Here is a 25,741-nt window from a genome sequence, read left to right as displayed (position 1 = left end):
GTCGGGACGTGACCCACGCTGCTCCTGTCTCTCCGGTCGACCGGGCCGGCCTCCGCCAACGGGTGGACCAGGCCCTCTCCGACTTCCTCACCGGCCGCCGATCGTGGATGACCGACCTCGATGCGGCCCTGGTGCCGGTCGCCGACGCGATCGAGGCGTTCGTGCTGGGCGGCGGCAAGCGGCTACGGCCCGCCTTCGCCTACTGGGGGTACCGAGGAGCCGGCGGAGTGGACACCGACGCGGTGGTCACCGCCCTGGCCGCCCTGGAGTTGGTCCAGGCCAGCGCCCTGATCCACGACGATCTGATGGACCGCTCGGACACCCGGCGGGGTGAGCCGGCGGTGCACCGCCGATTCGCCACCTGGCACCGCACGGCCGGCTGGGGTGGCTCTCCGGACGGCTTCGGCGACGCGGCGGCGATCCTGCTGGGCGACCTGTGCCTGGTCTGGTCCGACGAGCTGCTGCACTCCGCCGGGCTGGATCCCCGGACGGTGGCCCGGGCCCGGCCGGACTTCGACGAGATGCGTACCGAGGTCACCGTCGGGCAGTACCTCGACGTGGTGACCCAGGCCACCGGGGACACCTCGTTGGAGCGGGCCAGCAAGGTGGCCCGGTACAAGTCGGCCAAGTACACCGTCGAGCGACCCCTGCTGATCGGCGCGGCGCTGGCCGACGCCTCCGCCGACGTACGGGTCGCCTACTCGGCGTACGGGCTGCCGCTGGGTGAGGCGTTCCAGCTGCGCGACGACGTCCTGGGAGTCTTCGGTGATCCCGCCCAGACCGGCAAGCCGGCCGGCGACGACCTGCGCGAGGGCAAGCGGACCTACCTGGTGGCGGCGGCCCTGGAAGCGGCTGACGAGGCCGACCGGGCCGTCCTGCTCGCCGGGCTGGGCGACCCGGAGCTGGACCAGACCGGGGTGGTCCGACTACGGGACCTGATCACCTCCACCGGCGCCCTGGCCCGCACCGAGCAGCGCATCGTCACCCTCACCGACGCCGCCCTGGCCGCGTTGAGCGCCGTCGACCTGGACACCGAAGCCCGCCAGTCCCTGGTCGACCTGGCCATAGCCGCCACCCGCCGCACCGACTGACGTCCTCACCCCGCCTCCGTACGGCGAGGGCGGGGTGAGGGGTGGGGTGGGTCAGAAGCCGAGGGCCTGGGCGCGGCGTTTCACCTCGCGGGCCTGGTCGCCGGCGAGGGCGGTGGCGGGGGTGCCGCCCGGCAGGGTCGGGTCGGGCTCGTAGAGCCAGCGTAGCGCCGCCTCGTCGTCGTAACCGGCGTCGGCCAGCAGATTGAGCACGCCGGGCAGGTGCTTGAGCACGGTGTCGTTGGCCACCAGGTCGGTCGGGATCCGGCGGACACCGTCGCGGCGTACCGCGATCAGTTCCCGGTCCCTGATCTTCTGGTGCACCTTGCTGATCGGCAGATCGAGCCGCTCGGCGACGTCCGGCAGGGTCAGCCAGTCCGTCGGCCCGGCGGGGGTGGCCCCCGGCGCGGCGTTGTCGGTGGGTACGGAGTCGGTCACCCGACCACCCTGCCACGTCCTCCCGGCACCGGGTCAACAGCCTCCCTGACCAGGATCGACCACCGTCCGTGACACCACGGCGGACCCGGGGAGGCTCGCTCGGCGGTAGCATCCTGTTCAACCTTCATTCCCCGACACATAGACTCGCTGCCGATGGACACACAGGTCGCCGACACGTTGCTGGGCTCGCTGATCGACGGGCGCTACCGCATCCGCGGTCGCGTGGCTCGTGGCGGCATGGCGACCGTGTACACCGCCACGGACGAACGACTCGAACGCATCGTGGCGGTCAAGATCATTCACTCGACATCGGGGCCGACGGACCGGGCCGGTCTGGCCAGCTTCGTCGACCGGTTCAGCGACGAGGCGAAGACCATCGCCCGGCTGACCCACCCCAACGTGGTCGCGGTCTACGACCAGGGCACCCACGCCGGGCGGCCGTACCTGGTCATGGAGTACGTCCGGGGGCGCACCCTGCGGGAGGTGCTGACCGAGCGGCGCCGACTCAACCCGGACGAGGCGCTGGCCATCACCGAGCAGATCCTGGCCGCCCTGGCCGCCGCGCACCGGGCCGGGCTGGTCCACCGCGACGTCAAGCCGGAGAACGTGCTCGTCGCCGAGGCACCCAGCGGCGGTCCGGCCAACCTGGTCGACAGCGTCGTGAAGGTCACCGACTTCGGGTTGGCGCAGGCCGTGGAGGCGAGCACCGACCACGACAGCGGCAACCAGCTGATGGCCACGGTCGCGTACGTCGCCCCGGAGCTGGTCACCACCGGCCGGGCCGACGCCCGTACGGACGTCTACTCCACCGGCATCGTGCTGTTCGAGATGCTGACCGGCCGGGTGCCGTACGACGGTGACCGGCCGATCGACATCGCCTGGCAGCATGTCGACCGGGACGTCCCCGCGCCCTCGACCCTGGTACCCGGCCTGCCCAGGGTGCTCGACGACCTGGTGGCCCGGGCCACCCGCCGTGACCCGGCTACCCGGCCGGTCGATGCCGGGGCGCTGCTGGCCGAGGTGCAGGTGGCCCGGGACGGAATCGGCAACGCCAACGCCCAGACCGCCATGCTGTCCGCAGTGGCCGACGACCCGGTGGTCGCCCAGCCCACCATGATGGTGGCGGCGGTCCGCCCCGCCGAGCGGCCCACCTGGGCCCGGCTGCCCGAGGGTGGGGCACCCGCCCGGGGACGTCGTCGGGCGGCCCCGGACGGCGACGGGAATCGGTGGGCCCAACTCGCCGAATGGCGTACCCGTCTCCTGGGCGAGTCGAACGGACGTCTCGCGGTCGCCGCCGTCGTGGTCGTCCTCGGCCTGGTGGCCGCCCTCGGCGGCTGGTGGTTCGGGGTGGGCCGCTACACCACCGCCCCGCAACTGGTCAGCATGACCAAGGCCCAGGCGGAGGCGCAGGCGGCGCAGGGCGGCTTCACCCTGAAGTACGCCGACCCGCGCCACGACGAGCAGATCCCGCGCGACGGGGTGGTGGCGCAGGAGCCCGCCTCGGCCGCCCGGATCCTCAAGGGCGGCACCATCACCCTGACCCTGTCGCTGGGGCCGGCCCGGTTCCCGATGCCCGACGTGGTGGGCAAGGAGTTCGACCTGGCCGAAACCGACCTGGTCAACGCCCAACTGAAGATCGTCAAGGGCAACGCCCGGTACGACGACAGCCTGCCCGAAGGCGTGGTGGTGGCCACCAAGCCGGAGGCCGGCAAGGAAGTCGAGCCGGGCGACGAGATCACCGTCATCCTGAGCAAGGGCCGCGCCCCGATCACGGTGCCGAACCTGGTCGGCAAGAGCCTCAACGAGGCCCGTACCCAGATCGCCCAGCTCGGCCTGGTCCTGGTGGAACCGACCTACAAGCAGTCCGACAAGCCCCGCGACGAGGTGCTCGGGCAGAGCCCGGCCGACGGCAGCGGGGTGGAGAAGGGTGCCCAGGTCCGGCTGGAGGTCAGCGAAGGTCCACCGCTGGTGGCCGTACCCCGGGTCATCGACCTGCCCTGTCAGCAGGCCAAGCAGGTGCTGGAGAGCCAGGGCTTCCCGGTGGCGGTGCAGTTCAACCCGGCGGCCGTGGCCCGGTTCCAGAACCCGCCCGAGAACACGCAGGTGGCCCCCGGCACCCAGATCACCATCGGGTGCTTCTGATGACCAGCCACCGGCCGATCGGCTCGCACACCCCCACCTCGGGTGGACTGGCGAAGGCGGCACTGCCGTACCTCGACGCCGCCGGGTCCGAGGTGGCCCAGGTGTACGTCGGCAACTCCCGGGGCTGGGCGATGCCGGCCGGTGACCCCGGGCAGGACGCCCTGTTCCGCGACGGCTGCACCGAGCGGGGCACGGCCGTCTACATCCACGCTTCGCTGCTGGTCAACCTGGGTTCACCGACCCCGGCCACGGTCGAACGGTCCCGGCAGAGCCTGGCCCACGCCCTGCGCCGGGGCACCGCGATCGGTGCTCGCGCGGTGGTGTTCCACGCCGGCAGCGCGGTGGACGCCGGGCACGCCGAGGCGGCCATGCGGCAGGTACGCGAATCCCTGCTGCCGCTACTGGACTCGGCGGCCGACAGTGGCGGGCCGATGCTGCTGGTCGAACCGAGCGCGGGCGGCGGCCGGTCGCTGGCCAGCCGGGTGGAGCACCTCGGCCCCTACCTCGACGCGGTGGACCGGCACCCATGGCTGGGGGTCTGCTTCGACACCTGCCACGCCTGGGCCGCCGGGCACGATCTGGCTGCCGAAGGCGGCATGACCGAGACCCTGGACACCCTGGTGGCGACCGTCGGCGCGGATCGGCTCCGGCTGGTGCACGCCAACGACTCGAAGGACCTGTGCGGCTCCACCCGGGACCGGCACGAGAACATCGGCAAGGGCAACATCGGCGAGCCCGCCTTCGCCGAACTGATGCGTCACCCCGCCACCGCCGGCGTCCCCATCCTCGTGGAAACCCCCACCACCCACCACGAAGGCCACGCCACCGACATAACCACCCTCCGCCGCCTCCTCCCCTAACACCCCCACCGGCCCCCTCTGGCCCCCGGGTTTGCCCCGTTGATCATGAGGTTAGCGGCAGTGTTCGATCTCCACAGTGCCGCCAACCTCATGATCAACGGGGCTAAAAGGGGGGAGGCGGGGAGGGGATGTTAGGCGCGGAGGAGGTGGGTGAGGGTGGTGATGGCTTGGTCGATGGCGGGGTCGGGGACGTCCATGTGGGTCACCAGGCGGGCGGTGTGGGGGCCCAGGACGGAGATCAGTAGGCCCTCGGCGCGGGCCGCTGCGGCCAGGGTGGGGGCGTCCAGGGAGGTTTTGGCCAGGTCCAGGGGGACCAGGTTGGTGCGTACCGGGGCGGCCAGCACCCCGAACGGGGCGATCGCCTCCGCTAGCCGGGCCGCCTTGGCGTGATCCTCGGCGAGACGGTCGATGTGGTGGGCCAGGGCGTACCGGCCGGCGGCGGCCAGGATGCCGGCCTGGCGCATCCCGCCACCCATCCGCTTACGGATCACCCGCGCCCGCTCGATCTTGTCGGCGGCACCGACGACCAGCGAGCCGACCGGCGCGCCGAGCCCCTTGGACAGGCAGACCGAGAGGGTGTCGAACAGCCCACCGTAGGTGGCCAGCGGCACCCCGTCGGCGACATGGGCGTGCCAGATCCGGGCTCCGTCGCAGTGCAGCGCCACCTGCGCCTCGTCGGCGACCTGCCGCAACCGCCGCAGCGTGTCGAGGGGGATCACCCCGCCGCCGCCACGATTGTGGGTCTGCTCCACCGCGATCGCCCGGGTGGGCACCGCCCAGTAGCCGTCGGGACGGATCATGCCGGCGACCACGTCGGGGTCCACGTCCGCGCCCACCGCCGACCACGTCCGCGAGGTCATTCCGCCGTACGCGGCAGCCGCCCCCATCTCGTACGTGATCACATGGGCGTCGGCGTCGCAGAGCAACTCCGCCCCGGGCGGCACCAGCAGTTGCAGGGCGATCTGGTTGGCCATCGAGCCGGTCGGGCAGAACAGCGCTGCCTCGTGACCGAACAGCGCGGCGACCTCGGCCTCCAGCGCGTTGACGGTCGGGTCCTCGCCGTAGACGTCGTCACCGACCTCGGCGGCGGCCATCGCCTCCCGCATCCCGGGGGTGGGCCGGGTGACCGTGTCCGAACGCAGATCGATGAGATTCTCAGCCACGGTCATCCCTTCCGGCCGCCGACTGCGGGGCTCGCAAGCTCACTCCTCGCGTCAGCCACAGTGCCACCTTCCGGCTGCCGACTGCGGGGCTCGCAAGCTCACTCCTCGCGTCAGCCACGGAGCATCTCCGCTACGAGGAAGGCCAGTTCCAGTGACTGCTGGGTGTTCAGGCGGGGGTCGCAGGCGGTCTCGTACCGGTCGGGCAGGTCCAGGTCCTCGATGCCCTGGGCGCCGCCGAGGCACTCGGTGACATCCTCACCGGTCAGCTCGACATGCAGGCCGCCGGGGTGGGTGTCCAGGCTGCGGTGCACCTCGAAGTAGCCCAGCACCTCGTCGACGATCCGGTCGAAGTGCCGGGTCTTGTAGCCGTTGGAGGACTCGTGGGTGTTGCCGTGCATCGGGTCGCACTGCCACACCACCTTCGCCCCGGCGGCGGTCACCTTGGCCACGATCGGCGGCAGGGCGTCGCGTACCTTGTGGTTGCCCATCCGGCTGATCAGGGTGAGCCGCCCGGGGATGTTCTCCGGGTTCAGCTTCTCGCACAGCTCGATCGCCTCGTCCGGGGTGGTGGTCGGGCCGAGTTTGACCCCGATCGGGTTGGCGATGCGGGAGATGAAGTCGATGTGGGCGCCGTCGATCTGCCGGGTGCGCTCGCCGATCCACAGGAAGTGCCCGGACAGCCCGTACGCCCGACGGTCGGAGACCCGGGTCAGCGCCCGGTCGTACTCCAGGGCCAGGGCCTCGTGGGAGCAGTAGAGAGTGACCGTACGCAGGGCATCGTCGTCGGTCATCCCGCAGGCCCGAATGAAGGCCAGCGCCCGGTCGATCTCCCGGGCGATCGCCTCGTACCGTTCCCCGGCCGGGGAATTGCGTACGAAGCCCTTGTTCCAGTCGTGCACGGCGTGCAGGTCGGCCAGTCCCCCGGCCAGGTAGGCGCGGAGCATGTTCATCGCGGCGGCCGAGTTGGCGTACGCCCGGATCATGCGTTGCGGGTCGGCGACCCGGGCCTCCGGGGTGGCCTCGAGGGAATTGATCATGTCGCCGCGGTAGGCCGGCAGGCCCCGGGCGTCCGTCGGGAGCGACCGGGGCTTGGTGTACTGCCCGGCGACCCGGGCCACCTTCACCACCGGCAGCGAGGCGCCGTAGGTGAGCACGATCGCCATCTGCAACAGGGTGCGGGCGTTGGCCAGCAGGTGACTCTCGGTGTTGTCGGCGAAGGTCTCCGCGCAGTCACCGCCCTGCAGCAGGAAGGCCTTGCCCTCGCAGACCAGGGCCAGGCGCTGCCGCAACTGGTCAACCTCGTAGGGGGCGACCACCGACGGAACCCGGTCGAGCACCTTGCAGACCTCGGCCACCTGGGCCGGGTCCTCCCAGGGTGGGGTCTGGGCGCGGGGCAACTCTCGCCAGCGGTCCAGGCCGAGGGCCTCGTCCTCGGCGGAGTCGACGGTCGGACGGCTGGTCTGCAACACCGGGCTGCCCACCGCCGGATGACTCAACTGATGCCACTCATGCCGCATGACAAGAAGCGTACGGCGGCCTGCGCGCCTACCGCCCATCGAGGGGCCGGGTTCCGGTAACTGGACGACCGTGAACGTTGTCGCAGGTCAGGGCGTCGGGGCGGGTGCCGGGCTGTGCCCACCGGGGCGCTCGCCCGAGATGCACCAGTCCAGCCCCTCACGGGTGACTGTGAACAACAGTCCCCGGTCCGCCTTGCGCTTACCCATCGTGACGGTAACCACAGTGCTGACCTCCTGCCCGAGGGGGCCCGGGCGGATGTCGGTGATCTCGGTCTGGGCCACCGTGAAGTGGTCGGCGAAGTCACCGTTCGGCCCGGTCGCGGCCTCGTCGAACGACTCGTGCAGCACCGTGCAGAGTTGACTGCGCCCGGCCACGACGTCCTTGGCCACCATCGCGTCCAGGTACGCCTGTACCCGCTCGCGGGACTTGGCCAGGGCCTCCTCGGCGGGTGCCCGACCGGGTTGCTCCGCCGGTTCCTTCTCGCCGCCGATCAGTCCGCAACCGACCAGGGCGAACGGCACGGTCGTGAGCAGGGCGAGGGCGGCGCAGCGCCGGTGAACTCGCATCGTCACCTCCCGATCTGCGGACTTTGCACCGTCCGACCGGCGAGTCTGTCACACCCGCCTCGGATGCAAGGAAGGGCCCCTTGTTATCGCCTTTTGCATAGGAGGGGCCCCCTATTAACATCCGGCAAGATCGAGCTGCCGAATTGTTAACAGGGGACCCCTGCTCTACCGCAGGCGTTAACAGGGGGCCCTTCCTTACCGTCAGCCGAGGCCGCCGCGGATGGCGGTGATCAATTCGCCGTTGCTGGTGTCACCGGAGAGTTCCCAGAAGAAGGCGCCGCCGAGGCCCTGGTTCCTGGCGTACGTCATCTTGCCCCCGATGGTCGAGGGGGTGTCGTAGCTCCACCAGTTGCTGCCGCACTTGGCGTACGCCGTGCCGCCGACGGTGCCGGTGGCCGGGCAGGTGTTCTTGAGCACCTTGTAGTCCTCGATGCCCTGCTCGTAGGTGCCCGGGGCGGGGCCGGTGGCGGTGCCGCCCGGTGCGGTCTGGGTGACCCCGGTCCAGCCCCGGCCGTAGAAGCCGATGCCGAGCAGCAGCTTGTTGGCCGGGATGCCCTTGCTCTTGAGCTTCTGGATGGCCGCGTCCGACCAGAAGCCCTGCTGCGGGATGCCGGAGTACGAGTAGAGCGGCGAGTGCGGGGCGGTGGGGCCCTGCGGGTTGAAGGCGCCGAAGTAGTCGTACGTCATCGGCATGATCCAGTTTAGGTGGGTGGCGGCGCCGGCGTAGTCGGTAGCGTCGATCTTGCCGCCGTTGCTGCCGTCCGCGGTGATCGCGGCGGTGACCAGGGCCGACGACCCGAACCGGGTACGCAACGCACTGGCCACGTTCTTGAACGCGTTCGGGCCGCTGGCGTCACAGGTCAGACCGCAGGCGTTCGGGTACTCCCAGTCGATGTCGATGCCGTCGAAGACGTCCGCCCAGCGCGGGTCCTCGACCAGGTTGTAGCAGCTCTCGGCGAAGGCGGTCGGGTTCTGCGCGGCCTGGGTGAAGCCGCCGGACCAGGTCCAGCCGCCGAAGGACCAGATCACCTTGAGGTGCGGGTACATCTGCTTGAGCTTGCGCAGCTGGTTGAAGCTGCCCCGCAGCGGCTGATCCCAGGTGTCGGCGACCCCGTCGACACTCTCCGCCGCGGTGTACGCCTTCTCGTAGTCGGCGTAGCTGTCGCCGATGGTGCACCGGCCGCCGGTGGTGTTGCCGAAGGCGTACAGGATGTGGGTCAGCTTCGACGCCGAGCCGCTGGTGTGGATGTTCTTGACGTGGTAGTTGCGGGCGTAGACCCCCCACTGGACGAAGTAGCCGACCACCTTCTGGCCGCTCGGCGGCGGGGTGGTCGGGGGCGGGGTGGTCGGCGGGGGTGGAGGTGTGGTCGTCGGCGGCGGGGTGGTCGGGGGCGGGGTGCCGCCGCCGCAGGCCACGCCGTTGACGGTGCAGTTCAGCGGCGCCCGGTACCCCCCGGTGCCGTTGTAGCCCCAGCTGAAGGAGGCGCCCGGCGCCAGGGCACCGGCCCAGCTCTTCTTGACCGCCACGTAGCGGTTGCCGTTACGGGTGACGTCGGCGTCCCAGGAGCTGCTGATGCTGGTGCCCGAGGGCAGCTCGAACTCGATGCGCCAGGTGCTGACGCTGGCACTGGAACCGTTGGTGATGGTGACCCTCGTTTCGTGACCGGTGCCCCAATCCTGCACCCGGGCGAACGAGGTGGTGACACTTCCGGCGCCGAACGCCGAGGCCATCGGGACCGTGGCGACGGTCACCGCGACCGCGGCGCCGACCCAGAGGGCCCGGCGGAGCGATCTCTTCATGTGGCGCCTCCAAACAGTTAGGAAACTTTCCAAATTGTTGAGGAGACGCTACTCACGCGACCACACTTCGTCAAGATGTAGATGTATCGATTGCTGACCCGGAGAGAAACCACGTCGTTCGCTGTTACCTGGCGGTAGACGCCGCCGCGCGGCATGATCCGGTACAGCGGCATCGGCGGTACCCTCGCGCCATGTCCGTCTTCGACACCCAGATCAACTCCCTGACCGGCGGCCCGGCCGATCTCGCGCAGTACCGCGGGAAGGCCCTGCTGGTGGTCAATGTCGCCTCCCGCTGCGGCCTCACCGGCCAGTACGCCGGTCTGCAGGCCCTTCAGGACGAGTACGCCGACCGTGGGCTGGTGGTGCTCGGCGTCCCGTGCAACCAGTTCGGCGGCCAGGAACCGGGCAGCGCTGCGGAGATCAGCGAGTTCTGCCAGGTCAACTACGGCGTCACCTTCCCGCTGACGGAGAAGGTCGAGGTCAACGGCCCCGACCGTCATCCCCTCTACGCCGCCCTGGTGGACACCCCGGACGCCGAAGGCCACACCGGGGACATCCGGTGGAACTTCGAGAAGTTCCTCGTCGCCCCGGACGGCACCGTGGCCGCCCGTTTCGATCCGACGGTCACCCCGGAGGACCCCACCCTGCGCACCACTCTGGAGAAGATCCTGCCCTGACCCTCCACCAGGGGCGTAGGTTCGACGGGGAGAGCCGAGTCGATGGAGGTGGACGTGTCGGTCGTGGGCCTGATCGGAAGTGGACACATCGGAGGCACCCTCGCGCGGTTGGCGGTGGCCGCCGGGTACGAGGTGGTGCTGAGCAACTCGCGGGGGCCGCAGACCCTGTCCGGCCTGGTCGAGGAGTTGGGGCCGAGGGCCAGCGCCGGCACGGTCGAGGCGGCGGCTCGGGCCGGTGACCTGGTGGTGGTCAGCATCCCGCTCAAGTCGTACCGGTCCGTGCCGGCGCAGCCGCTGGCCGGCAAGGTGGTCATCGACACCAACAACTACTACCCGCAGCGCGACGGCCAGATCCCCGAGTTGGACGAGGACCGGGTCACCAGCAGTGAGCTGCTGCAACAGCATCTGCCCGAGGCCCGGGTGGTGAAGGTGTTCAACAACATCTTCTTCAAGCACCTGCTCACCCTGGCCCGACCCGCCGGTGCGGCGGACCGCAGTGCCCTGCCGATCGCCGGTGACGACGCCGAGGCCAAGGCGGTCGTCACCGGCTTCCTGGACCGGATCGGCTACGACACGGTCGACGCCGGCAGTCTCGCCGACAGTTGGCGGTTCCAGCCGGACACCCCGGCGTACGGCACCATCTACTCCGCCGACCCGGCCAACTGGGAGCAGGAGGCCCCCGGCGACGCCGACACGGTGCGTGCCGCGCTGGCCGAGGCCAAGCGGGGCTGACCGGTGGCCGCCGCCGACCTCAGGCGGTGACCGGCCTGTCGTCGGCGGCGGCCCGCAGCCCGTACCAGCCGATCGCGGCCACCAGGGACACCTGCAGCAGATAGTCGACGATGACGACCGGGCGGCCGAACTCGGCCAGCGGCAGCACCACGAAGATCACCGCGTAGACCAGGGCGGCGATGACCACCGGCCGGGGCATGGTCCGGGCGATCAGCGCGCCGACCAGGGCCAGCACCATGCCCACGACGATCGCCAACTGGCTGCCGATGATGGCCGGGATCACCCAGTCCAGCCGGTCGTTGAGGACCTCGAACAGCGCCCGTCCCTGCGGTTCCGCCAGCACGGCCGGATCGGCCGCGTAGGCGAAGGGGAGCACCTCTGCGGTGATCGCCAGCGCGAACACCACCCCACCGAGACCCACCAGGAAGGCGCCGACCAGGTTCAACACCCCGGCGCGGCCCTTGGCCAGCCGGACGATGAAGACCGCGGCGGCGATCCAGGAGACCGCGTACGCGGGACCCCCCAGGTAGAGGTTCATCGGCCAGTAGGCCGACCCCAGTTCCCGGATCTCGTCGTACCGGATCGTGCCGTCGAAGGGCGGCTCCCAGAGCATGAAGACCGTCCGGCCGGCCAGGGCGACGAGCAGCAGGACGAAGAGGGCGACGAGGGCGACACGGCGCAGGTTCGGTACGGACACGGTGCGAGCCTCCGTTGATCGGGTGATGGCTCACCGTGCCCCCGAGCCGCCGCCCCCGGCATCGGCCTCAACACCTATCTTCAGGAAACTCCTGCTCAGGAGTGCTGACGGGTGTGCTCCAGCCAGATCCGTGCCGCCTGCACCCGCCGGTTGGTGGCCCCACCACCGGGGGTCAGGTCGAGCTTGCTGAAGATCGCGCGCAGATGGGCGTCGACCGTCCGCTCGGAGACGACCAGTTGGGCCGCGATCCCGGCGTTGCTGGCTCCCTCGGCCAGGGCCGCCAGCACCTCACACTCCCGGGCCGTCAACCCCCCGACCGGAGCAGCTCCGGCCTGCGGCACCGCCGCGCCGGGCGAGCCGCCCCTCGCCCCGGTCCCCGGCATCGCTTCGGGGCTTCCCGGCTCAGCTCGTGACGGGGGCGGGACGGGCGTGAGGGTCCGGGCCAGGCGGGCCGTGCCGGCCCAGGCCGAGCCACCGACGAGGACCGTCAGGGTCGAGACGAGCAGGGCGACCGAGGTCGGGCCGAGGGCCGTACCGGGAGCGGCCACGACCGTACCGATGCCAGCGATGATCAGGGCCGCAGCGGTCAGACCGGCGACGCGGACCACGACGGTGACCTGACGGGGCTCGACGGCGCTTCGGGCGACGGCGAGCGCGCAGGCGACGGCGAACCCGGCCGCCCCGGAGAGCGCCACCAGGAAGGCGACCGAACCCAGCGACGGTTCGACCCCGCCGGGAGTACGGGCGACGGCGAGAAGCAGGCAGAAGGCGACCGTCAGCGGCGCTGCGGTGGTCGCCGCAGCGGCGATGCCGAGGCGCGCCCGGACGGCCTCGTGCGAACCGAGAGCAGCCCGCCAGAGGGTCACCGGCAGCAGGAGCAGTGCCACCATGCCCAGCACGGTGGCGGCGGCGCCGACCGGGGCGAGCGCGGTGCGCCACGACTCCCCGGCGATCGTCGGCAGCCCCGCAAACGGCTCGCCCGCCGTGGTCAGCAACGCGTTGACCAGCGTGACCGCGCCCAGGGTCAGGCCCACGACCCGATGCGTCCAGGGGACGGCGGGGCCGGTGCGGACGGCGGCCGAGGCGGTGAGTTGCAGGAGGGCGAGCGGCGGGATCCAGGCCGAGTTCCACGCCGCGACGGCCAACCCGGCCCATGGCTGCCCGGCCGCGACCCCGGCCACCGCCAGCACGGTGAGCATCAGGTACGCGAGCAGGGAGGCGGCCAGCCCAGCCGCGAACCGGCTGGCGACGTGCCGACCCGACCGGTCGAGCCGGGCAGCCGCGACAGTGCCGACCACGGCCGCCACCGCCAGGGCGAGAACGCCGACCGGATCGGTCGCGAAGCCACCGTGGCCGGCCGCCCCCAGGAGGGTGAGCGCGACGACACCCGTCCCCGCCGTGCTCGCGGCCACGACGGGCAGAACCCGCAGGGCCGACACCGGCCGGACGATGGTCGTCATGCGCGCCACACCCTAGTTTTCACCAGCCGCGCCGTCGTCGCCGCAGGCTCAATCCTCGGAGGCACCGGCCCGGCGAGTCCGCCACTCGGGTGCCAGCAGCGACCAGATCTCGAGATCGCGTCGCCCCTCCGGACCCGGTGACACCTCACGCAACACGCCGTCGCGGCGCATCCCTAGCCGACGGGCCACCGCGATGCTGCGTACGTTGCCGGCCAGGACCCGCCACTCGACCCGGTGCTGTCCCCGCTCGTCGACCGCCCAGTCGATGAGCCGGCTGACCGCGCGAGTGACCAGCCCGCGTCCCTCGGCGGCCGGTTCAAGCCAACAGCCAGCTTCGCAGACTCCCGTATCGGCGTCGAGCGACACGAGCAGCACGCCACCGACCAGCCTGCCGTCGGACCAGATGCCCCAGATGCCGCCGTCGTCGCGGGCCCACCGCTCGGCGTACCGCTGCAGCACATGCCGCGCCCTCTCCAGGTCGGTGGCGATGAAGGCCGCCGGCACCCAGGGGGTCATGCTCTGCCGGGCCCGGTCCAGGTTGGCCAGAAACTCCTCAGCATGCCACGGGTTGAGCGGACGCAGTTCCGCGTCCTCGGTCAACGAAATGGCGAACATCAGCACCCTCCCCGTAAACGGCCGGCTGCTCACTGATCGTGATCTCGCCGGCCACCTGAGCCATCCGATCATGCTGCGCCGGCGACAGGGCCGTGCCACCGTACGCCGGTGGCGGTGCGCGCAGCGCCACCGAGAGGGCTTCCTCTCGGTGGCGCTTGGAGCCTATAGATCATCCTCCGCCCCTACGAGCCCGGCGGATGGGCCGCCACCAGCGAGCGCCACGACGCATGCCGCCTGTCGCCTTGTCGTCGCCGGAGATGCCCGTGTCGCTGCCACGAAGAGGCCACCCGGCAAACGCCACCGAACAAAGGGTTGTCGCCGAATGTCCACAAAGGTCACTAAACGGCGCGGCCGGTGGGTGCCGACACTCTGACCGATGGCTCAGGATTACCGGCGCTGCCGGTCCCGCCTCGTCAGCGGACGGCCGACAGGCATGAGTACGCCCACCCAACCGAACCAGGAGCCCGTAGCGTGATCAACAGGTACCCCGGAAGCTGCGGCAAGTGCCAGAAGTGGGTCGAAGCCGGCGCCGGACAGGCGATCAATCTCGGCGGCCGTTGGAGTCCCCACCACGACGAATGCGTACCGGTCAGGACGGCTCCGCCGCCGGGGACCCACCGTGGGTGGCACGACCTGCCCATGGTGGGCTTCGATATCGAGGCCACCGAGGCCGAACCCATGGACGCCCGCATCGTCTCCGCCGCGCTGGTCCACTCCGACGGCACCACCGCGCGGTGGCTCATCGACCCGGGCGTGCCGATCCCGCCCCGCTCCACCGAGATCCACGGGATCACCGACGAGATGGTACGCAGTTCCGGGCAACCGGCCACCGAGGCGCTGACCGAGCTGAGAACGGCCATCGACAAGGTGATCGCCGACGGGACCCCGCTCGTCGCCTTCTGCGCCCCCTACGACGTCACGGCGTTGCACACCGAGTTGGCCCGGCACGCCCTCGCACCGCTGGACTGGGACCGCGCCGTCATCATCGACCCCTCGGTCCTGCACGGCGAGGTGGAACCCCGCTGGTACGGCGGCAGACGGCTCGAAGATCTGTGCCGGTACTACGGCGTCGACCTCGTCTCCGCTCACGACGCCGCGAGCGACGCCCGCGCCGCTGCCGAGATGGCGGTGTCGATCGCCGCCCGGCACGAGCGGATCGCCCGGCTGCACCCCGAGACCCTGCACCAGGCACAGATCACCTGGTACGCCGAGCAGAAGCGGGAGCTACAGGCAGCCTTCGACCGGCAGGGCCGCGACGAGACGGTCAGCCTGGAATGGCCGCTGGAGACCCGCCGACGCCGATGACGTCCCCCAGCTTGAGCCTCGGCCGGCCGCCCCTCGTCCGACTGACCGTCAGGCGGGGCGGCGGCCGCCGAAGCCGCAGTCGGCGCGGTGGTACCAGCGCACGTCGGTGTCCCCCTCCAGCCAGCACCAGAGGACCTGGCGGCCCGCGCGCTCACCGGGGAAGTCGAGCAGCACCGGTGCGACACTCTTGATCTCGATGCCGTGCTGCCCGATCTCGTCGCAGATGGCGTGCAGCCGCGCCTCCAGGGCCTTGGCCTCGGGCCGTCCGCCGAGTGCGCTGAGCCCGTGGTTGGCCAGATCGCACTGCAGCTCGGTCAGGTCGGCGCGGACCCGGATCAGCTCGTCGATCCGGGGTTGCAGGGTGGCCACCAGGTGCCGGGCCTGGGCGAGAGTGAACACCGCGCCAGTATGCGACACCCGGATACCTCTGCGGTACCGGCGCTGGGGCATGATCGACTCCGTTTCGCCGCACTGGCGGCTTCGTCGGCGCGGGGAAACCGCCGTATCGGCGTGACGGAGTGGATCATGGCACGCCGGTGGGGGCGGCTATTCGGCCTGGGCGGCCAGTTCGCGGGCCCGGTCGCGGGCCGCTTCCAGGGCGGCCAGCAGTGCGGCGCGTACGCCGTGATTCTCCAGCTCGCGCACGGCGGAGATGGTGGTGCCGGCGGGTGAGGTTACCGCCTCGCGCAGCTTCACGGGATGTTCGCCGGAGTCACGCAGCATCACCGCCGAGCCGATCGCGGTCTGCACGATCAGGTCGTGCGCCACCTGGCGGGGCAGGCCGAGCAGGATGCCGGCGTCGGTCATCGCCTCCACCAGCAGGTAGAAGTAGGCCGGGCCGGAGCCGGACAGGGCGGTCACCGCGTCCTGCTGGCTCTCCGGCACCCGGATGGTGGAGCCGAGCGGCTTGAACATCTCCTCGGCCAGCGCCAGGTGCTCCCCGGTGGCGTACGCCCCGGCGGAGATGGCCGTCATCGCCTCGTCCACCAGGGCGGGAGTGTTGGTCATGACCCGCACTACCGGGGTGCCCTCGGGCAGTCGGCGGCTGAAGAAGCTGCTGGGCAGGCCGGCGCAGAGGGAGATCACCAGTTTGCCGGCGGGCACCTTCGGGCCGATCTCGTCGAGCAGTACCGCCGCGTCCTGGGGCTTGACCGACACGGCCAGCACCTCGGCCTCCTCGACCGCGGTGAGGTTGTCCACCACCCGTACGCCGTAGCGGGCGGTCAGTTCCTCGGCGCGGGCCGGCCGACGGGCGGTGGCCAGCAGGCGGTCCACCGGCCAGCCGGAGCGCAGCAGCCCGGACAGCATCAACTCGCCGATCTTGCCCGCCCCGATCACCGCGACCGTGCGCACTCCGGCTGACACCTGTGGTACCCCCTCTGAAGATCGGTGTCGCGGCGGACCGGGTGGCCCGCCGCGACACCGGAACCACGATCAGCTGCCGAAGAAGACCTCGGCCTCGAGGTAGCGCTCCAGCGGGACGGTCTTCAGCTCCCGGGTGGCCTCGGCCAGCGGAACCCGGACGATGTCCGTGCTCTGCATGGCGACCATCTTGCCCCAGTCGCCCTCGTGGGCGGCGTCGATCGCCTGGAGACCCAGCCGGGTGGCCAGCACCCGGTCGAAGGCGGTCGGGGTGCCGCCGCGCTGGATGTGCCCGAGCACGACCGTGCGGGCCTCCTTGCCGGTCTTGGCCTCCAGCTGCTCGGCCAGCCACTGGCCGATGCCGCCGAGCCGGACGTGGCCGAACGCGTCCAGCTCCTGGTTCTGCAGGACCATCTGGCCTTCCATCGGCTGGGCGCCCTCGGCGACCACGACGATCGGGGCGTACTGGTGCTGGAAGCGCTTCTCGACGTAACCGGCGACCTGCTCGACGTCGAAGGCCCGCTCCGGCAGCAGGATCACGTTGGCGCCGCCGGCCAGGCCGGCGTGCAGGGCGATCCAGCCGGCGTGCCGACCCATCACCTCGACCACCAGGGTGCGGTGGTGGCTCTCGGCGGTGGTGTGCAGCCGGTCGATGGCCTCCATCGCGATGTTGACCGCGGTGTCGAAGCCGAAGGTGTAGTCCGTGGCGCCGAGGTCGTTGTCGATGGTCTTCGGCACCCCGATGACGTGGACGCCCAGCTCGTGCAGCTTGGTGGCGACACCCAGGGTGTCCTCACCGCCGATGGCGATCAGCGCGTCGACGCCCTGGGCGGCAAGGTTCTCCTTGATCCGCTCGACGCCGTTCTCGATCTTGAAGGGGTTGGTCCGCGAGGAGCCGAGGATGGTGCCGCCGCGCGGCAGGATCCCCCGGACCTCCGCGATGCCCAGCGGGCGGGACAGGCCCTCCAGCGGACCCTTCCAACCGTCCCGGAAACCCACGAACTCGTGGCCGTAGCTGGCGACGCCCTTACGGACCACCGCCCGGATGACCGCGTTGAGGCCGGGGCAGTCGCCGCCGCCGGTGAGCACGCCGATACGCATGATCGCTCATCCTCCTGGGAGCATCTGGTCAAGCCCGATCAAGCCCCAGGATATGCGTCACGTCAGACCTTCGGCGCCGTTGCCGGCCCGGGGCGGGCCGTCACTGCGACTGTAGTCGGCGCTGGTACGACCGGACACCGCGGCCCACTACCGGTCAGTAGCCTCATCAGGGCGCACACCGACCACCGCCGGCGCCGACCCGGCGGCGCCGAGCAGGTCCGTTCCGCGCAGACCCGCGCGGTCCCAGCAGCGGGCTGCGGTGAGGTGCACGGCCACCAGGGTCAACCCCGCCGTGGCGGGCCCCTGCGGGAACCACACGGCCAGCTCAGGCTGCCAGAGTCGGGTCGCCCGCGCCGGGTCGTGGTCGTCGCGGGCGGTGCCGGACAGCGAGGCCCGGACCTGCTCCCCCGGGTCGGTGAGGCTCACCTCGACCTCCGGGTTGACCCGGAGCTGACGGACCGTAGCCGACCGGGAGTACGCGAAGAACCACAGCTCACCGGCGAACGCCGCCCGTTGCAGCAGCATCGGCCGGCCCACCAGCCGGCCGTCCAGCGAGATCGTGGTGAGGGTGCAGGTGCCTGCGGCCCGGATCAGCTCGGTGATCCGCTGCCGGGCCGCGCGGACGGCATACGGCTCGTCACTCATGCTGACGCCCGCCTCATGGCGATGCTCCCTCGGGTCGACCACCGTCAGGGCGAACCGGTGCCCGCTGCGTGGCCGGCCAAACCTACGATCCGGTCATCGCCCGCCACCGGGCCAGGTTGTGCCGGGCGTCGACCAGGGCGTCATGCCGCCCGGATTCGGCGTTCGGCAGCCGTGGCCGCCCCCGGTCGTCCCACAGCTGGCGCAGATCCTTGGTGAACCGGGGAATCTCCCGAGGCAGGGCCGGCATGGCGCCCCACAGTTGGGCCAGCGTCACATGGTCGTACGCGGCGTACCAGGCCCACAGCTCCAACTCCTCCGCAGCGCCCGTACGGATCGGCTCGACCAGGAAGTCGTACAGGTCGTCGCGGATCCGCTCGCGGGAGCGCCAGGCGCGGTCCGCCGGGGAGGGCAGCTTGTCCAGCACGTTACGGCGAACCCAGGGCACGGCCCGGGAGGCGTCGAACTCGGTGGAGACCGCGTAGAACTCGCGGCCGTGCTCGTCGACCATGCCGATCGAGACCAGTTCGACCGTACGGCCGTCCTCGATGAATTCGCAGTCGTAGAAATAGCGGTAGACCATCCCGGCCATCCTCGCTGACGCCCGTGCCGCACCGGCGGGCGGGGCGAGCCGGGAGCGCTACCACACCATCTGCAACGGCGACATCGCAGCTTAAGCTGTCACAGAAGTGACTTCAGGGGTGTACAGCACGCGACCGGACCGTCATGATCTGATGTGTACCGCTGCCGGACGCCGAACGGGTGTCGATTCGCCTAGTCAGGGGCCACCAGGCTCTCCCGGTGAGCGATGTGGTCCTTGACCGGGGGAGGGGTGGGGCCGTGGAGATGCGCCTGCCGGAGCCGGGCGACGCGCTCACGGGCGTGGAGATGTTCGCCGGCCTGGAACCCGAGGTACGCCAGCGGGTGATAGCCGCTGCCGTGCCGAGGACGTACCGCAAGGGTCAGCTCCTGTTCGTGGAGAACGACCCGGGCGAATCGCTGATCGTGCTGCGCCGGGGCGCGGTGGCGGTGTTCCGCACCGCACCGACCGGTGAGCGGGCGGTGTTGTCGGTGATCCGACCGCCGGATGTGCTCGGCGAGGTCTCCCTGCTCGACGCCTCCACCCGGTCCGCCTCGGCGGAGGCCATCGAGGACTGCACCGCCCTGGCCCTGTCCCGGGGCGCCTTCATGGAGCTGGTGCACTCGAACCCGCGCATCCTGGACGCGGTGATGCGCTCCCTGGGTGGGCTGATCCGCCGCCTGACCGAGCAGAACGCCGATCATGTCTTCCTGGACCTGCCCGGTCGGGTCGCGAAGACCCTGGTGCGGCTGGCCGGCGAGTCGCAGGCACCGATGATCACCATCGAGCTGAACCAGAGCCAGTTGGCGGAGATGGCCGGGGGTTCCCGGCAGAGCGTCAACCAGGCGATCGGCTCGTTCGCCAACCGGGGTTGGCTGCGTACCGAGGGCCGTCGGATCGTCGTCACCGACGTGCCGGCGCTGCGTCGCCGCGCCGGCATGAGCGAGCGCTGACCGGCAACAGCAGGCCCGGAACGAAGCGGTGGCGTCGGAAACTGGGTTTCCGACGCCACCGACTTCTGCTGTGATCAGGGCAGATCGCCCGCTCCGGCGATGATCAGGGCTTGGTGCTTCCCGGCCCGGCCCAGTCGGTGCCGCCCGGTCCGGCCCAGTCGGTGCCGTCCTTGCCCTTGCCCGGCACCTCTCCGACGATTCCCTGGGCCTGAAGCTGAGCCAGGGTCGCGGCGTCCACGTCCACCGAGTCACCGGCCGAGTGGGTGACCCCGTTACCGTCGGTCCAGTCGCTGCTCAACATGACGTACACCATGAGGCTGTCCCCCCAGATAAACGATCAACGAATCGGCTTCTGAATCTAGCCGTTGCGCCACACAACGCACTGCTCGGAGGAGTGTCCACAAACCAACAGCCCGGTACCCGACACTCCTCTGGGCAGCGATACTCGGTCCTGCCCCCGGCAATCAGGGCTCACCAGTGGAGGGTGTCATCGCCACTCAGTGTGATCGTTGTGGACGCACCGCCGCCGATGGTGACCGCTTCTGCGGTGGCTGCGGAGCGGAGCTGGGTGCGGTCTGTCCACACTGCCTGCGCCCGCTGGCGACGGATGTCGCCTTCTGCACCTCGTGTGGGGCGCCCCGGGCCGGCAGCGGTCGGGCCCCGGCCATCCCCCAGGAGGACCGCCGTCGGGTCAGTGTGCTCTTCGTCGACCTGATCGACTTCACCCCGTACGTCGAGCGGGCCGACCCGGAGCTGGTCCGGGGGATGCAGACCGGGTTCTTCTCCGCCGCCCGGCGGGTGGTCGGCCAGTACGGCGGGGTGGTCGAGAAGTACATCGGCGACGCGGTGATGGCCCTGTTCGGCGCGCCGGTGGCCACGGAGACGGACGCGCTGCGGTGCGTCCGGGCCGGGTTGGAGCTGCAACGGGTGCTGACCCGTTTCGCGCCCACCGGCACCGACGGGCTGCGCTTCCGGGTGGGGGTGGCCACCGGTGAGGCCCTGGTCGACGTGGCCGCCGCCCGCGACGGCGGACAGGCGATCGTGGCCGGGGACGTGGTCAACACCGCCTCCCGGTTGCAGTCCGTGGCCCCGCCGGGCGGGGTGCTGGTCGACGGCGCCACGTACGCGCTGACCCGGGACACCATCCGCTACGACGAGCAACCCCCGGTCACCCTGCGCGGGCGCTCCGCCCCGACGGAGGTGTGGCTGGCCCTGGCCGCGGTACGCCAGCAGCCCGCCGACCGGGAACCGGACGCCACTCCCCTGATCGACCGCGAGCATGAGCTGGGGATGCTGGTCAACGCCCTGCATCGCAGTCTGCGCGACCGCCGCCCCCAGGTGGTGACCGTCTTCGGGCGGGCCGGCATCGGCAAGAGCCGGCTGGTCCGGGAACTGCACCGGCACACCGCCCGGCTGGTGGACGAGCCGTTGACCTGGCGCATCGGGCGCTGTCCGCCGTTCGGAGAGAACGTCACCTTCGCCGCGCTGGCCGACATCGTGAAGGCCGAGGCGGGCATCCTGGACACCGACCCGGCCAGCACGGCCGCCCAGCGGCTGGCCGCGGCCGTGGAGGAGTTGGTCGGCCCGGGCGAGCGGGAGCGGGTGGTCGACGCCCTGCGCCCGCTGGTCGGCCTGGCCGGCACCCCCCTGCCGGCCGAGGAGGCGGAATCCTGCTGGCGACGGTTCCTGCTGGCCCTGGCCGCCCGCCGCCCCACCGTGCTGGTCTTCGAGGATCTGCACTGGGCCGACGACGCCATGCTGCGGTTCGTGGAACTGCTCGGCGCGGCGGCCCGGGACGTGCCCCTGCTGCTGCTCTGCACCGCCCGCCCGGAACTGGTCGACCGGGACCCGAGCTGGGCGGGGACGATCACCGGCTCGGTGACCATCACCCTGCCCCCGCTGCGGGACACCGGCATCGCCGCCCTGTACGCCCACATGTTCGGCCAGGCCGCCTTCTCCGCCGACCTGCTCACCCCGCTGGTCGAGGTGGCCGGGGGCAACCCCCTCTACGCCCACGAGTACGTCCGGATGCTGATCGAGCAGGGGGCGCTGCGCCAGTCGGGGCGGGGCTGGTCGCTGGAGAAGCACCTGGACCTGCCGATGCCGGAGAGCGTGCACGCCGTCATCGCCAACCGGATCGACCTGCTCGACGCCAAGGACCGGGCGGTGCTGCTGGCCGCGGCCGTGGTCGGGGTGCAGTTCTGGCCGGGTGCGGTGGCGGCGGCGGTCGGCCAGCCGGTGGAGGCGGTCGAGCGGGCCCTGCGCCGGCTGGAGCAGCGGGACTTCGTCCACGAGCAGGGCGCCTCCACCATGGCCGGTCAGCCGGAGTACCGGTTCCGGCACGTGCTGGTGCGCGACGTCTGCTACCAGCGGCTGCCGCGTACCGAACGGGTGGCCCGACACGAGCGGACCGCCGACTGGCTGGACACCCTGTCGCAGAGCCGGGACACCGACCTGGCCGAGGTGCTGGCCCACCACCGCTGGGCGGCCCACGAGATCGCCCGGTCGCTGGGCATGGACACCACCCGGTACGCCGGCCCCGCCCGGGCCGCGCTGCACCGGGCGGCCCGCCGGGCGTACGCCCTGCACGGGTTGGACGCCGCCGCCGGGCACGCGGGCCGGGCCCTCGGGCTGGCCGACGACTCCGACCCGGTGGGCCGTCTCCAGCTGGAACTGCTCAGCACGGAGATCTCCTTCTACCGGGACGGCAACGCTTTCCTGTCCAGCGGTGGGCCGGAGCAGATGCAGACCCTGGCCGACCGGCTGCTGGCCCACGGCGACGAGGCGTGTGCGGCACGGGCCTGGACCCTGCTGGGTCAGGCGGCGTGGCTGCGCGCCGACCGGCAGGCCGCCCTGGCCTGCCTGGACCACGCCGTACGGCTGTTCGAGCCGCTGCCGGACAGCGCCCAGAAGGCGGACGCCTACGCCGAGCTGGGCCGGCTGCACATGCTCAACTACGAACGCGACCCGGCGGTGGCCGCTGCGGACACGGCCGCCCAGATCGGCGAGCGACTAGGGCTGACCGAGATCCGCACCAATGCCCGGATCACCGCGGCCACCGCCCGCTACCAGGCCGGCGACCGGTCCGGCCTGGACGAGTTGTACGCCATCGTCGAGTTCAGCCGGGGCCGGCAGCTGCTGGCCCTGCCCCGGGCCACCCAGAACCTCGCGTACGCGGTCCGGGAGGAGGGCGACTGGCTGCGCTCCAAAGCCCTGCTCTCGGCGGCACCGGCCCGGACCGCCAGCGGGCAGACCCTGACCACCAGCTACTCCGGGGAGGCGATGCGGGCCTGGTTCGAGGGAGACTTCGACCGCCTGCTGGCCGCCGCCGAGGCCTTCGTGCACACCCCGACCGGCAGTTGGGACATGCAGGTACGGGGGCTGCGATCCTGCCTGCTGGTGCTACGCGGTCAGCCGGTGCCGACCGCCGGCCCGCCGGCCGCACCGGAGACCCGACCGGCCGCCTCCGGCATCACCCCCCTGACGGCGGGACAGCCCTCACCGCCGTACGACGACGTGGCGGCCGCCCTGGACACCGCTCGGCGTAGCGGCTTCCACCGGCTGCACTGGACGATGCTGGCGATGGGCGCGCTGTGCCGGGCGGTGCAGGGACGCACCGACGAGGCCGCCGCCCTGGTCGACGAGCTGGCCGAGGCCTGGACGAAGGTCCCGGCGCTGGCCAGCGGCGAGTGGATCGCCGCAGCCGGCTGGGCGGCCACCCTGGCCGGCCGCAAGTGCGCCGCCCGGGTACGCGCCATGCTGGACCAGGTCGGTCACCGTACCCCCTGGTCGGAGGCGGCGCTGCGGACCGTGACGGCCGCCCTGGCCGGTGCCGACGGCGACCACCGGCACGCCGCCGAGCTGCACCTGGCCGCCGCCGAGATCTACGCCGGCATCCCGGACGTCACCGACCGGATGTTGTCGTTGACCTTCGCGGTACGGGAGCTGACAGCCGGCGACGACCCGACCACGGCCGGCCCCCTGCTGACCGAGCTACGCGCCTTCGCCCACCGCAACGCCGCCCCGGGCCTGCTCGCCCTGGCTAACCCCCCGGCCCACCCGCCGGCCGGCGCGCAGCCGCTCGCCAGCTGACCGCGCACCGCCCATCCGGGTCAGCTGCCATCGCTTGCAGGAATGCTGACATCCTGGTATTGGTCACTCAGGATCGGGGGAACCGCAGATCAATCGCACGGCGTCAGCCGCATGCAGCGCTCCGAAGAACGAGAGCAGAACCTTCGCCAACCCGCCGTACCAGGCGCCACCAACGCCAAGGTTTGCCACACCGCCAGCCCCACGAGCAGTGCCGTCGTCCGGGACCCCCTCGGCGGCGGCCGGCTCGGTGCCGAGCGCGGGCATCCGGCAGTACGGCCGAGGCGGCGGGCGGTGGCAGCCTGAGGGGGCAGGCCAGGATCGGCACCCCCTCGCCGCTGAGCCGGGCCCTCGCCGCTGAGTTGACCCGCCACCTCAAGCCGACCAGCGCAAACCCGAACCATCCCGCATACCCGAGGGCGGTAACCTACGTGCAGGTCGACGACAATCTTCTCGCCCGCCTGCACCTGGCCGCCGCCGAGATCTACGCCGGCATCCCCGACGTCACCGACCGGATGTTGTCGCTGACTTCGCGGTACGGAAGCTGACGGCCGGCGACGACCCGACCGCAGCCGGCCCGCTGCTGACGTCGCAGGCACCAGAGTCACCTCAGCCCGGCCTGCCGCCCGTCGTCGCGTCGATCGTTCACCTGGTGGCCTTTCGGGTATTGGCGCGCTCACACGTGTCGATCACCGGGAAGGCTAAGAATCCAGGTGACCGACGAGCAGCCAGCTTCGGTGTCGGACATCTCAGCCAGAGCATCCGTTTTGGAGAGTACATAGTCGTCAAGCTCGTGGAAGCGGCTGAGTTCATCGGCGTCGGTGCCGTCCAAGCGGCCAAGAAGCAGCAGCTCTTCTTTTTCGAGAAACTCCAGCGCGGTGGCCAGAGAATCAGCGTCCTCGTCCGGGGAATCCACATTCGGAGTGTCCTCCTGCACGGGCCATACCTGCGGCGGCACGTCGTGTGGCCACCGCTGCGCTGCCTCCTCGACGGCACCTAGTACGGCATCCAGCAGCACCATCTGTAGGCCGGCGACGTTGGAGCGCGCCAGCTTCGGGGGAACCTCAATCAGTACGACTGCCTCCGGGCTTAGCGTCATCTCGACAGCATCGCTGTCACCGTCGGTAGCAGCGACGGTGACGTATAGCGGTCGGGCAAGGGTGGCGGTGATGAGGCTGTGCCACACGTCGAGCCAGTGTTGGAGCGCGGCGACGGACTCGGTGAATGCTTTCGCCTCTCGTCTGCTTAGGTGCTCAGCCTCGACCCGCCAGATCAGCCGATTCGCCGAAGCGTCCACACCCGCACCCTTTCCGTCTCCGCCACCGGGATGACGATGTCATCCTCCACCGCTCCCAGTCTCCCGACGACGGCTTGGCGGCCTTGCTGCGTCCTTTCCGTGACAGGCTCGACTCCGGATAGGATTAGCTGTTCAGGGTCCGCCCGATCGACTAGTTCCGTCAGGCGCCGGGCGGCCTCAGTGAACCGCGACGCCTCTGACGAGGGTGGGGAGAATAGGTCGCGCATCTCTGGACGCCCGGGGTCCGTCGCTGCTGCGCGAAGCTGCGGCGGACCGAGCTCTCGTTCAGCGCCGACCACTGCAACCGTCGCCAGCACAGCACGAAGCAGCCGGATGCCGAGCAGCCCGTCGCCCGGCGTGCTGAACCAGGCTCCCGGCACCCAGAGCTTGTACCTGAGCTCTCTGGCGTCCGGGTAGGTACGGTGCTTTAGCCGCTCGACACGTGTGGCTCTGCCACCGTCCAGGTTCAACTCGATGGCTAGAAAACTTCGAGCAGGCAATTGTTTCCTTAGCCACTGGCTACCGGCGAAACCTCGTTCAACTGCGCTACTGACCACATCAGCGAGGCCATGTACGCGGTGGTTGTAGGCTGCGGCGTCCAGCCCGGGACTGTCGCGCGCGTCCCGGGCTGAGACCAAGATCCAAGGCGTCATGCC

At 71.1% G+C, this 25,741-nt stretch carries 24 protein-coding genes; 8 read left to right on the top strand and 16 right to left on the bottom strand.

The features are described from left to right. The first annotated feature begins 8 nt into the window (after window positions 1–8). Window positions 9–1,091: a polyprenyl synthetase family protein gene (locus OIE53_RS01880; RefSeq protein ID WP_327024814.1), complete on the top strand. Its 1,083-nt coding sequence runs from the start codon at window positions 9–11 to the stop codon at window positions 1,089–1,091. A gap of 51 nt (window positions 1,092–1,142) precedes the next feature. Here the strand turns inward: OIE53_RS01880 and OIE53_RS01875 are convergent, their stop codons facing one another. Continuing rightward, window positions 1,143–1,526, bottom strand: a complete 384-nt coding sequence (locus tag OIE53_RS01875) for an Rv2175c family DNA-binding protein (RefSeq protein WP_327024813.1) — start codon at window positions 1,524–1,526, stop codon at window positions 1,143–1,145. 153 nt (window positions 1,527–1,679) lie between these two features. On the opposite strand from OIE53_RS01875, the gene pknB reads away from it, so the two are divergent. Then, window positions 1,680–3,668: a Stk1 family PASTA domain-containing Ser/Thr kinase gene (gene pknB / locus OIE53_RS01870; protein ID WP_327024812.1), complete on the top strand. Its 1,989-nt coding sequence runs from the start codon at window positions 1,680–1,682 to the stop codon at window positions 3,666–3,668. Further along, window positions 3,668–4,528, top strand: coding sequence for a deoxyribonuclease IV (locus OIE53_RS01865; protein ID WP_327024811.1), 861 nt, complete (start codon window positions 3,668–3,670; stop codon window positions 4,526–4,528). Before pknB ends, OIE53_RS01865 begins: the two co-directional genes overlap by 1 nt. 131 nt (window positions 4,529–4,659) lie before the next feature. On the opposite strand, the gene OIE53_RS01860 is transcribed toward OIE53_RS01865, so the two are convergent. From OIE53_RS01860 to OIE53_RS01845, 4 genes are all read right to left on the bottom strand, one after another. After that, entirely contained in the window at window positions 4,660–5,691 is a 1,032-nt protein-coding gene (locus OIE53_RS01860; protein ID WP_327024810.1) for a threonine aldolase family protein, read from the bottom strand. 110 nt (window positions 5,692–5,801) lie between these two features. Further along, on the bottom strand, window positions 5,802–7,208 hold the full coding sequence (locus OIE53_RS01855; protein WP_327024809.1) for a class II 3-deoxy-7-phosphoheptulonate synthase: 1,407 nt from the start codon (window positions 7,206–7,208) through the stop codon (window positions 5,802–5,804). Between the two features lie 87 nt (window positions 7,209–7,295). Continuing rightward, window positions 7,296–7,775 carry a hypothetical protein gene (locus OIE53_RS01850; RefSeq protein ID WP_327024808.1) on the bottom strand — a complete coding sequence of 160 codons (480 nt, stop codon included), beginning with the start codon at window positions 7,773–7,775 and terminating at the stop codon, window positions 7,296–7,298. 201 nt (window positions 7,776–7,976) lie between these two features. Next, a complete protein-coding gene (locus OIE53_RS01845; RefSeq protein WP_327024807.1) occupies window positions 7,977–9,575 on the bottom strand; it encodes a glycosyl hydrolase family 18 protein in 1,599 nt (532 codons plus the stop codon). A 191-nt stretch (window positions 9,576–9,766) separates the two neighbouring features. On the opposite strand from OIE53_RS01845, the gene OIE53_RS01840 reads away from it, so the two are divergent. Continuing rightward, entirely contained in the window at window positions 9,767–10,252 is a 486-nt protein-coding gene (locus OIE53_RS01840; protein WP_327024806.1) for a glutathione peroxidase, read from the top strand. Between the two features lie 42 nt (window positions 10,253–10,294). Then, complete coding sequence (locus OIE53_RS01835) at window positions 10,295–10,984, top strand: NADPH-dependent F420 reductase (RefSeq protein ID WP_327024805.1); 690 nt, start codon at window positions 10,295–10,297, stop codon at window positions 10,982–10,984. A 19-nt stretch (window positions 10,985–11,003) separates the two neighbouring features. Here OIE53_RS01835 and OIE53_RS01830 read toward each other — a convergent pair whose 3' ends face one another. From OIE53_RS01830 to OIE53_RS01820, 3 genes are all read right to left on the bottom strand, one after another. Continuing rightward, window positions 11,004–11,681, bottom strand: coding sequence for a hypothetical protein (locus OIE53_RS01830; protein WP_327024804.1), 678 nt, complete (start codon window positions 11,679–11,681; stop codon window positions 11,004–11,006). A gap of 95 nt (window positions 11,682–11,776) precedes the next feature. After that, window positions 11,777–13,141, bottom strand: coding sequence for a response regulator transcription factor (locus tag OIE53_RS01825; protein WP_327024802.1), 1,365 nt, complete (start codon window positions 13,139–13,141; stop codon window positions 11,777–11,779). A 48-nt stretch (window positions 13,142–13,189) separates the two neighbouring features. Further along, complete coding sequence (locus OIE53_RS01820) at window positions 13,190–13,756, bottom strand: GNAT family N-acetyltransferase (RefSeq protein WP_327024801.1); 567 nt, start codon at window positions 13,754–13,756, stop codon at window positions 13,190–13,192. A 471-nt stretch (window positions 13,757–14,227) separates the two neighbouring features. On the opposite strand from OIE53_RS01820, the gene OIE53_RS01815 reads away from it, so the two are divergent. Then, entirely contained in the window at window positions 14,228–15,061 is an 834-nt protein-coding gene (locus OIE53_RS01815; protein ID WP_327024800.1) for an exonuclease domain-containing protein, read from the top strand. A gap of 48 nt (window positions 15,062–15,109) precedes the next feature. On the opposite strand, the gene OIE53_RS01810 is transcribed toward OIE53_RS01815, so the two are convergent. From OIE53_RS01810 to OIE53_RS01790, 5 genes are all read right to left on the bottom strand, one after another. After that, window positions 15,110–15,460, bottom strand: coding sequence for a DUF2203 domain-containing protein (locus OIE53_RS01810; RefSeq protein WP_327024799.1), 351 nt, complete (start codon window positions 15,458–15,460; stop codon window positions 15,110–15,112). Between the two features lie 147 nt (window positions 15,461–15,607). Beyond that, complete coding sequence (gene proC, locus OIE53_RS01805) at window positions 15,608–16,426, bottom strand: pyrroline-5-carboxylate reductase (protein ID WP_327024798.1); 819 nt, start codon at window positions 16,424–16,426, stop codon at window positions 15,608–15,610. A gap of 69 nt (window positions 16,427–16,495) precedes the next feature. Next, on the bottom strand, window positions 16,496–17,524 hold the full coding sequence (locus OIE53_RS01800; protein WP_327024797.1) for a 6-phosphofructokinase: 1,029 nt from the start codon (window positions 17,522–17,524) through the stop codon (window positions 16,496–16,498). Between the two features lie 147 nt (window positions 17,525–17,671). After that, a complete protein-coding gene (locus OIE53_RS01795) occupies window positions 17,672–18,169 on the bottom strand; it encodes a pyridoxamine 5'-phosphate oxidase family protein (RefSeq protein WP_327024796.1) in 498 nt (165 codons plus the stop codon). Window positions 18,170–18,251: 82 nt separating this feature from the next. Continuing rightward, complete coding sequence (locus tag OIE53_RS01790; protein ID WP_327024795.1) at window positions 18,252–18,749, bottom strand: polyadenylate-specific 3'-exoribonuclease AS; 498 nt, start codon at window positions 18,747–18,749, stop codon at window positions 18,252–18,254. A 257-nt stretch (window positions 18,750–19,006) separates the two neighbouring features. Here OIE53_RS01790 and OIE53_RS01785 point away from each other — a divergent pair, with 257 nt between their 5' ends. Then, on the top strand, window positions 19,007–19,699 hold the full coding sequence (locus OIE53_RS01785) for a Crp/Fnr family transcriptional regulator (protein ID WP_327027030.1): 693 nt from the start codon (window positions 19,007–19,009) through the stop codon (window positions 19,697–19,699). Between the two features lie 103 nt (window positions 19,700–19,802). On the opposite strand, the gene OIE53_RS01780 is transcribed toward OIE53_RS01785, so the two are convergent. Beyond that, window positions 19,803–20,000 carry a hypothetical protein gene (locus OIE53_RS01780; RefSeq protein ID WP_327024794.1) on the bottom strand — a complete coding sequence of 66 codons (198 nt, stop codon included), beginning with the start codon at window positions 19,998–20,000 and terminating at the stop codon, window positions 19,803–19,805. Window positions 20,001–20,176: 176 nt separating this feature from the next. Here OIE53_RS01780 and OIE53_RS01775 point away from each other — a divergent pair, with 176 nt between their 5' ends. Then, on the top strand, window positions 20,177–23,791 hold the full coding sequence (locus OIE53_RS01775; RefSeq protein ID WP_327024793.1) for an ATP-binding protein: 3,615 nt from the start codon (window positions 20,177–20,179) through the stop codon (window positions 23,789–23,791). A 673-nt stretch (window positions 23,792–24,464) separates the two neighbouring features. Here OIE53_RS01775 and OIE53_RS01770 read toward each other — a convergent pair. Together OIE53_RS01770 and OIE53_RS01765 are read right to left on the bottom strand one after the other, a co-directional pair. After that, window positions 24,465–25,085, bottom strand: a complete 621-nt coding sequence (locus OIE53_RS01770) for a hypothetical protein (RefSeq protein WP_327024792.1) — start codon at window positions 25,083–25,085, stop codon at window positions 24,465–24,467. Then, window positions 25,061–25,738, bottom strand: a complete 678-nt coding sequence (locus OIE53_RS01765; protein WP_327024791.1) for a hypothetical protein — start codon at window positions 25,736–25,738, stop codon at window positions 25,061–25,063. Before OIE53_RS01765 ends, OIE53_RS01770 begins: the two co-directional genes overlap by 25 nt. Window positions 25,739–25,741: the final 3 nt, after the last annotated feature.

Origin of the sequence: Micromonospora sp. NBC_01739, assembly GCF_035920385.1 — a bacterium.
Lineage (GTDB): Bacteria > Actinomycetota > Actinomycetes > Mycobacteriales > Micromonosporaceae > Micromonospora.
This window is presented reverse-complemented; position numbering and strand designations above follow the sequence as displayed.

Coding starts and splice junctions, on each gene's coding strand:
- pknB (WP_327024812.1), top strand. CDS start 1,680: ATGGACACACAGGTCGCCGACACGTTGCTGGGCTCGCTGATCGACGGG.
- OIE53_RS01865 (WP_327024811.1), top strand. CDS start 3,668: ATGACCAGCCACCGGCCGATCGGCTCGCACACCCCCACCTCGGGTGGA.
- OIE53_RS01855 (WP_327024809.1), bottom strand. CDS start 7,208: ATGCGGCATGAGTGGCATCAGTTGAGTCATCCGGCGGTGGGCAGCCCG.
- OIE53_RS01850 (WP_327024808.1), bottom strand. CDS start 7,775: ATGCGAGTTCACCGGCGCTGCGCCGCCCTCGCCCTGCTCACGACCGTG.
- OIE53_RS01845 (WP_327024807.1), bottom strand. CDS start 9,575: ATGAAGAGATCGCTCCGCCGGGCCCTCTGGGTCGGCGCCGCGGTCGCG.
- OIE53_RS01840 (WP_327024806.1), top strand. CDS start 9,767: ATGTCCGTCTTCGACACCCAGATCAACTCCCTGACCGGCGGCCCGGCC.
- OIE53_RS01835 (WP_327024805.1), top strand. CDS start 10,295: ATGGAGGTGGACGTGTCGGTCGTGGGCCTGATCGGAAGTGGACACATC.
- OIE53_RS01825 (WP_327024802.1), bottom strand. CDS start 13,141: ATGACGACCATCGTCCGGCCGGTGTCGGCCCTGCGGGTTCTGCCCGTC.
- OIE53_RS01820 (WP_327024801.1), bottom strand. CDS start 13,756: ATGTTCGCCATTTCGTTGACCGAGGACGCGGAACTGCGTCCGCTCAAC.
- OIE53_RS01800 (WP_327024797.1), bottom strand. CDS start 17,524: ATGCGTATCGGCGTGCTCACCGGCGGCGGCGACTGCCCCGGCCTCAAC.
- OIE53_RS01795 (WP_327024796.1), bottom strand. CDS start 18,169: ATGAGTGACGAGCCGTATGCCGTCCGCGCGGCCCGGCAGCGGATCACC.
- OIE53_RS01790 (WP_327024795.1), bottom strand. CDS start 18,749: ATGGTCTACCGCTATTTCTACGACTGCGAATTCATCGAGGACGGCCGT.
- OIE53_RS01780 (WP_327024794.1), bottom strand. CDS start 20,000: ATGTTGAGCAGCGACTGGACCGACGGTAACGGGGTCACCCACTCGGCC.
- OIE53_RS01765 (WP_327024791.1), bottom strand. CDS start 25,738: ATGACGCCTTGGATCTTGGTCTCAGCCCGGGACGCGCGCGACAGTCCC.